Origin of the sequence: Mesorhizobium sp. M1295 (assembly GCF_040318135.1) — a bacterium.
Taxonomy (GTDB): domain Bacteria; phylum Pseudomonadota; class Alphaproteobacteria; order Rhizobiales; family Rhizobiaceae; genus Mesorhizobium.
The window spans coordinates 107,666-114,709 of sequence record NZ_JAMYLU010000019.1 but is presented as its reverse complement, the minus strand read 5'-3'; the positions used below and the strand labels follow the sequence as shown (position 1 = coordinate 114,709).

General features: G+C 64.0%; 7 protein-coding genes. 5 read left to right on the top strand and 2 right to left on the bottom strand.

All coding sequences use genetic code 11. The features are described from left to right. Window positions 1–430, top strand: a 430-nt coding sequence (locus NKH29_RS24195) for an ISAs1 family transposase (protein ID WP_353000716.1), incomplete at its 5' end; no start/stop codon positions are given. A 38-nt stretch (window positions 431–468) separates the two neighbouring features. Here the strand turns inward: NKH29_RS24195 and NKH29_RS24190 are convergent. Next, on the bottom strand, window positions 469–942 hold the full coding sequence (locus NKH29_RS24190) for a VOC family protein (RefSeq protein WP_023717939.1): 474 nt from the start codon (window positions 940–942) through the stop codon (window positions 469–471). 282 nt (window positions 943–1,224) lie between these two features. Between NKH29_RS24190 and ilvD the strand changes: the two genes are divergently transcribed. The 3 genes from ilvD (at window position 1,225) to NKH29_RS24175 (ending at window position 5,407) form a co-directional block, all read left to right on the top strand. Beyond that, complete coding sequence (ilvD, locus tag NKH29_RS24185) at window positions 1,225–3,069, top strand: dihydroxy-acid dehydratase (protein ID WP_352483996.1); 1,845 nt, start codon at window positions 1,225–1,227, stop codon at window positions 3,067–3,069. Window positions 3,070–3,097: 28 nt separating this feature from the next. Beyond that, a complete protein-coding gene (locus tag NKH29_RS24180) occupies window positions 3,098–4,372 on the top strand; it encodes an amidohydrolase family protein (RefSeq protein ID WP_352495764.1) in 1,275 nt (424 codons plus the stop codon). 114 nt (window positions 4,373–4,486) lie between these two features. Beyond that, window positions 4,487–5,407, top strand: coding sequence for a DMT family transporter (locus NKH29_RS24175; protein WP_352483994.1), 921 nt, complete (start codon window positions 4,487–4,489; stop codon window positions 5,405–5,407). Here NKH29_RS24175 and NKH29_RS24170 read toward each other — a convergent pair. Then, window positions 5,404–6,306, bottom strand: a complete 903-nt coding sequence (locus NKH29_RS24170; RefSeq protein WP_352483993.1) for a phosphotransferase — start codon at window positions 6,304–6,306, stop codon at window positions 5,404–5,406. The two genes, NKH29_RS24175 and NKH29_RS24170, sit on opposite strands and share 4 nt — an antisense overlap. A gap of 104 nt (window positions 6,307–6,410) precedes the next feature. Between NKH29_RS24170 and NKH29_RS24165 the strand changes: the two genes are divergently transcribed. Then, a complete protein-coding gene (locus NKH29_RS24165) occupies window positions 6,411–7,043 on the top strand; it encodes a class I SAM-dependent DNA methyltransferase (protein ID WP_023717942.1) in 633 nt (210 codons plus the stop codon). Window position 7,044: the final 1 nt, after the last annotated feature.

The window sequence follows — 7,044 nt, the reverse complement described above, 5'->3', positions numbered from 1 at the left end:
CATTGCCGAGCGCACCGAGACCAGCCACGGCCGCAACGAGTGGCGGCAGGCCGAGATCGTGGCGGCGGCCGAGCCGCTGATGCCTGGCCACCAGGCCTTCATCCGCATCACCAGCCGGCGCGATCAGGCCAGACCTTTGATGCGCCTGTTCATGGCCTCCACGCTCATGTCGCCGCAGCGGGCGCTCGACCTCACCAGAGCTCATTGGCAGATCGAGAACGGCCTGCATTGGATGCTCGATGTCCATCTCGATGAGGATCTCAGCCGTGCCCGCAAGGACAATGCTCCCGCCAACACAGCCCTTCTCAATCGCCTCGCCAGAAACATCCTTCAGGCCGCCGATGTTGCCAAAGTTCCCATCAGCCATCGCATCAAGAAATGCGCCTGGAACGACGACTATCTCATCAATGCCATCACTCATATGCGATAGCCCTGCCTTACAGGGGGAGAAGGGAAGATCGCGTTCGTTCACGCCTTGGCCGCCTCTTCGATCTTGGCGACGTCGATCTTGGTCATCTGCATCATCGCCTGCATCACGCGGCCGGCCTTTTCCCTGTCGGGGTCCAACAGCAGTTTGGGCAGCTGCTCGGGAACGACCTGCCAGGAGAGGCCGAATTTGTCCTTCAGCCAGCTGCACTGGCTGGGCTCGCCACCGCCCGCGATGAGCCTGTCCCAGAAATAGTCGACCTCTTCCTGCGTCTTGCAGTCGATGGAGAGCGAGACCGCCTCGGTGAACTTGAATTGCGGGCCGCCGTTGAGGGCCTGGAACGGAACGCCGTCGAGCTCGAATGAGACCATCAGCACCTTGCCCTCACGATCGCCGCTGCCCTTGGGCCAGCGCATCACGCTCAGCACCTTCGAATTCTTGAAGATGGAAACGTAGTGGTTCATGGCCTCCTCGGCCTGGTCGTCGAACCACAGGCAGGTGGTGATCTTTTGCATTCTCTTGCTCCTCGGGCTGGTTTGTTTGCTTTCGAAACGGCCGGCTGGTGATTGATGCCCCGCTCCTGCCGTCTGCCCAAGGACGCTCGAGTAAAACACGATCCGACAGCACCTCTGACTTTTTTGCGGTCTGGACCGGCTGCGTCTTTGGCTGGCCGTTCGTTCCGCTACCTGGCGCAGCGCAAAATTGTGGCCAGACCAGAGCGTGGCGTCTATAAGGCCTGCGGCTCAATTCCGGTTTTCCGCACCTTTGGGTGCGACGCAGACAGCAAGGACAGTTCAATGCCCGCCTACCGTTCCCGCACCACCACCCATGGCCGCAACATGGCCGGCGCCCGCGGCCTGTGGCGCGCCACCGGGATGAAGGATTCGGATTTCGGCAAGCCGATCATCGCCGTGGTCAATTCCTTCACCCAGTTCGTGCCGGGCCACGTCCATCTCAAGGACCTCGGCCAGCTGGTTGCCCGCGAGATCGAGAAGGCCGGCGGCGTCGCCAAAGAATTCAACACCATCGCCGTCGACGACGGCATCGCCATGGGCCATGACGGCATGCTGTATTCGCTGCCGTCGCGCGAATTGATCGCCGATTCCGTCGAATACATGGTCAACGCGCATTGCGCAGACGCCATGGTCTGCATCTCGAATTGCGACAAGATCACGCCGGGCATGCTGATGGCGTCGCTGCGCCTCAACATCCCGACTGTCTTCGTCTCCGGCGGACCGATGGAGGCCGGCAAGGTGGTGCTCGCCGGCAAGAGCCAGGCGCTCGACCTAGTCGACGCCATGGTCGCCGCCGCCGACGACAAGATCTCCGACGAGGACGTCAAGATCATCGAGCGCTCGGCCTGCCCGACCTGCGGCTCGTGCTCGGGCATGTTCACCGCCAATTCGATGAACTGCCTGACCGAGGCGCTCGGCCTCTCGCTACCCGGCAACGGCTCGACGTTGGCGACGCACGCCGACCGCAAGCGCCTGTTCGTCGAGGCCGGCCATCTGATCGTGGATCTCGCCCAGCGCTATTACGAGCAGGACGACGACACCGCGCTGCCGCGCAGCATCGCCTCGAAGGGCGCCTTCGAGAACGCCATGACGCTCGACATCGCCATGGGCGGTTCGACCAACACCGTGCTGCACATCCTTGCCGCAGCACATGAGGGCGAGGTCGACTTCACCATGGAGGACATCGACCGGCTGTCGCGGCGGGTACCGGTGCTTTGCAAGGTGGCTCCGGCCAAGGCCGACGTCCACATGGAGGATGTCCACCGCGCCGGCGGCATCATGGCGATCCTCGGCCAGCTGGATAGCGCCGGGCTGATCAACCGCGACCTGCCGACGGTGCACACCGCGAGCCTCGGCGAAGCGCTCGACCACTGGGATATCTCGCGCACCACCAGCCAGAATGTCCGCGATTTCTTCCTGGCGGCACCCGGCGGCGTGCCGACGCAAGTCGCGTTCAGCCAGGACCGCCGCTGGGATGATCTCGATCTCGACCGCGAGAAAGGTGTCATCCGCTCGGCCGAACATCCTTTCTCAAGGGATGGTGGCCTCGCCGTGCTGAAAGGCAATCTCGCATTCGACGGCTGCATCGTGAAGACTGCCGGCGTCGATGAATCGATCCTGAAATTCACCGGTCCGGCAAGAGTGTTCGAAAGCCAGGACGCCAGCGTCAAGGCGATCCTGTCGAACGAGGTCAAGGCCGGCGATGTCGTCGTCATCCGCTATGAAGGGCCGCGCGGCGGCCCCGGCATGCAGGAAATGCTCTATCCGACCAGCTATCTTAAATCGAAGGGTCTCGGCAAAGCCTGCGCACTGATCACCGACGGGCGTTTTTCCGGCGGCACCTCCGGCCTGTCGATCGGCCACGTCTCGCCGGAAGCGGCGGAAGGCGGGCTGATCGGGCTGGTCAGGGAAGGCGACACGATCGAGATCGACATCCCCAACCGCACCATCCGGCTGGCTGTCGACGACGCGGAACTCATCGCCCGTCGCGCGGCGATGGAGGCGAAGGGAACAGCCGCTTGGAAGCCCGAGGAAAAGCGCAAGCGCAAGGTAACGACGGCCTTGCGCGCCTATGCGGCAATGGCAACCAGTGCTGCCAAGGGTGCGGTGCGGTACGTGCCGGAATAGGCATCATTCTTCAACGAGGTGGCGATAAATGGATTTCGACCTTGTGGTGCGCGGCGGGACGCTGCCCGACGGCAGGATCGCCGATATCGGCATCGTCGGCGAGACGATCGCGGCGATCGAGCCTGAGCTCAACATCAGCGCCGGCACGGCGATCGATGCCCATGGCAATCTGGTCTCGCCGCCTTTCGTCGATCCGCATTTCCATATGGACGCCACGCTTTCGCTCGGCATTCCCCGCATCAATGTCTCGGGCACGTTGCTCGAAGGCATTTCTCTGTGGGGCGAGCTGAAGCCGCTTCTGACCCACGAGGCGGTGCGCGACCGTGCGCTTGCCTATTGCGACTGGGCGGTGTCGATGGGCCTGCTCGCCATCCGCACCCATGTCGATGTCTGCGACGATCGCCTGCTGGCGGTGGAAGCGCTGCTCGACGTGAAGAAGACGGTTGCGCCGTATATCGACCTGCAATTGGTCGCCTTCCCGCAGGACGGGTTTTACCGCTCGCCGACGGCGCGCGACAACACCACCCGCGCGCTCGACATGGGCGTCGATGTCGTCGGCGGCATCCCGCATTTCGAGCGCACCATGGCCGACGGTACGCGCTCCGTCACCGAGCTCTGCGAGATCGCGGCCGAGCGCGGCCTGATGGTCGACCTGCATTGCGACGAGACCGACGATCCGCTGTCGCGCCACGTCGAGCAGCTTGCCTATGAGACGCAGCGGCTTGGATTGCAGGGCAGAGTGGCCGGCTCGCACCTCACCTCGATGCATTCGATGGATAATTACTACGTCTCGAAGCTGTTGCCGCTGATCGCCGAGGCCGGCGTTTCGGCGATCCCCAATCCGCTGATCAACATCATGCTGCAGGGCCGCCACGACACCTTTCCCAAGCGCCGCGGCTTGACGCGGGTCAAGGAAATGCTGGCGCACGGGATCCGCGTCGGCTGGGGCCAGGATTGCGTGCTCGACCCCTGGTATTCGCTGGGCACCGCAGACATGCTCGACGTCGCCTTCATGGGCCTGCATGTCGCGCAGATGTCGAGCCCAGCCGAGATGGCGCGCTGTTTCGACATGGTCACCAACGTCAATGCCGCCATCATGGGTCTCGACCACCTTGGCCTGGCCGTCGGCAAGCGCGCCAGCCTGGTCGTTCTCGATGCCGGCAACCCGCTCGAGGCGCTGCGCCTGCGCCCCGAGCGGCTCTGCGTCATTGCCAAAGGCAAGGTGGTGGCCGAGCGGAGCCGGCAGGACACGCGGCTTTCGATCGCCGGAAGGCCGGGCACCGTGAATCGGCGCCACGCTTAGACCAGCCGATTTCCGGCGCTGGTCTTACCGAATTCTCGATTTTCGCCTCGTCACGGCCGCTGCTAGCGACTACGACGCGGGTCACCGTACCCACGGCGAGGAACCGGTAACGGAATGGCGCAGCCCGCAGCCCAGAACTCGACGATCAGGAACGTGCTGCTGGCCGGCATCCTGCTGATGCTCGCCGGCGATTTCCTGTTTGCCTTGAACGACGCGATGGGCAAGTGGCTGGTCGCCAGTTTTTCCGTCGGCCAGGTCGTGCTGATCCGCTCGATCGGCGCCTTTTTCATACTCGGGCCGATGATTGCACATCAGGGTGCGGCCAAGCTGTTTCGCATGGAGCGGCCGGAGCTGCAGCTGCTGCGCGTGGTGATGACGACGCTCGACACGGCGCTGTTCTACGCGGCGGTCGTCTATCTGCCGCTCGCCGACGTGATGAGCTTCTACATGGCCGGGCCGATCTATGTCGCGGCGCTGTCGCACTTCTTGCTTGGCGAAAGGGTCGGCTGGCGCCGCTGGGCGGCTATCCTGGTCGGTTTCTGCGGCGTGCTGATCATGCTGAAGCCGTCTTCGGCCGCGTTCTCGCTGTCGTCGATGTTCGCGCTCGCCGGCAGCATTTCCTTTGCCTTCGCCATCATCCTCAACCGGCGACTGCGCGGCACCAGCGACACCTCGCTGGTCACCTGGCAAACCATCGGCACGCTGCTGGTCGGCGCTGCGTTGACCATCGGCAGTTGGAAGACGCCGTCCTCGCTCGATTTCGGCGCCATGCTGCTTCTCGGCATTGTCTCCTGCGGCGCGCATCTGATGATCACCAGGGCATTGAAGCTTGCGCCTGCCTCGACCTTGGCGCCGCTGCATTACAGCCTGCTGTTGTGGGCAGTGGTCTTCGGCTCGGCCTTCTTCGGCGATGTGCCTGGGCCACGCATCCTGGTCGGCTCGGCCATTGTCGTGCTGGCCGGCCTGTTCATCTTCCACCGCCAGAAGGTGGTCGACACGGTGCCGCCCGAAAACGTGCCGAAGGGTGTGAACTAACCCTGGCGCACCGCCGCGAGATGCCGTGAAAATTCCGGCGTCTCCATCAGTGCCTTGCAGCGCGCGAAGCGGCCGTCGGCGTAGGCGCGGAAATCGTCGACCGGATTGCCGTTGGCAAGCTGGATCAAGCCCCACAGCGTCCACAACAGGTCGCACATCGCCTTGTAGATGACGATGCGGGCGCGCTCCGCCGGTCTCGGCTCGCCGCCGAAATAGGCCAGCATCATCTCCTCGTCCTGCGCGGCGTCGAATTGCCCTTCGACGCTGAGGTCGCCGAGATCCCAGAGCGGATCGTTCATCCCGGAATATTCCCAGTCGACGATCCACATCCTGTCGCCCGTATCGAGAAAGTTTTCGCAGAGCGGATCGCAGTGGCAGGCGACGATTGGCAGAGGATGAGCCGCAAGTGCCGAGCGCACGGTTTCCGCTTCGCGGACCCCATCGTGGTAGCCGGCAGGCAGGGCGACGTCCTTGGTCGACAGCACTTTCAGATAATCATCGATCATCGCAAACAGTTCAAAGCGGAAGGGGAACACCGCGCCGGATGTGTGCAGTTTGCGAAAGGCCTTGCCGGCGCGTGCCGGGCTGCCCGGTCGGGTCTTGAATTTTTCCGGCGACATCGTCTCGGCGCTGGCGATGAAGCGGGTCACCAGCACGCCGGTCTCGGCATCGACATGCAGCACTTCCGGGCTGACGCCGGCCTTCGCCGCTTCCCGCGCCGCCACTGCCTCGTTGGCGCGGTTGATGTATTCCTCGGTACCCTTGCCGGGGATACGCAGGCAGAAATCCTTACCCCTGAAGACGAGGTTGGTCAGGCCGCCGAGCCGTTCCAGCGGGCCGTCATAACCGGCCAGCATCGGAATGGCCGCAAGTGCGGCGCGTGCCTGGTCGTCCGCCATGGCTTTCGCTCCTTTTCCAGTCTTTATTGTCGCGACGACGGTTCCACAGTTTTCGCCGTTTGGCTATGATCGCGTCGCAGATCGATACCAGGCGACGGAAAGCGATGACGGACAGCAAACAGCAGAGCGCGCTCGCCGCAGCCTATGCGGCGAAGCGACCGGAAGACGTCGCGGCGCTCTACGACAGCTGGGCCGGCACCTATGACGCCGACATGTCGGCGGCCGGCTATCGCCATCCGACCATCTGCCTTGCCTTGCTGGCCCGCCATCTGCCGCGCGGCGCCGCTCCTCTCCTCGATGCTGGCGCAGGCACCGGGCTCATCGGCGAATGGCTTGCCATCACCGGTTATCCGCAGGTCGAGGCGCTCGACATTTCGGAAGGCATGCTGGCGCAAGCCGCGCGCAAAGGCGTCTATTCGGCCCTTCATTGCCTGGCGCTTGGCGCGCCGCTGCCTTTCGTGGACGATGCCTATGCCGGGATCATCTCAGCCGGCGTCTTCACGTCCGGCCATGTCGGGGCCGAGGGTCTGGACGAGCTGATCCGCATCTGCCGGCCGGGCGGGGTGATCGTGCTGACGGTGAAGAACACGCTGTGGGATGCGGGTTTTGCCGCGCGGATCGCCGAGCTCGAGGCGCAAGGCACCGTCACCCGCGCCGAGGAGACGCCGCCCTATGTCTCGATGCCAGGCGAGGCCGATACGGTGCCCAGCCGGGGGCTGGTGCTCATCGTGAACTGAG

Excerpts from the sequence above, each read along its gene's own strand:
- NKH29_RS24190 (WP_023717939.1), bottom strand. The coding sequence starts at position 942 with ATGCAAAAGATCACCACCTGCCTGTGGTTCGACGACCAGGCCGAGGAG.
- ilvD (WP_352483996.1), top strand. The coding sequence starts at position 1,225 with ATGCCCGCCTACCGTTCCCGCACCACCACCCATGGCCGCAACATGGCC.
- NKH29_RS24180 (WP_352495764.1), top strand. The coding sequence starts at position 3,098 with ATGGATTTCGACCTTGTGGTGCGCGGCGGGACGCTGCCCGACGGCAGG.
- NKH29_RS24175 (WP_352483994.1), top strand. The coding sequence starts at position 4,487 with ATGGCGCAGCCCGCAGCCCAGAACTCGACGATCAGGAACGTGCTGCTG.
- NKH29_RS24170 (WP_352483993.1), bottom strand. The coding sequence starts at position 6,306 with ATGGCGGACGACCAGGCACGCGCCGCACTTGCGGCCATTCCGATGCTG.
- NKH29_RS24165 (WP_023717942.1), top strand. The coding sequence starts at position 6,411 with ATGACGGACAGCAAACAGCAGAGCGCGCTCGCCGCAGCCTATGCGGCG.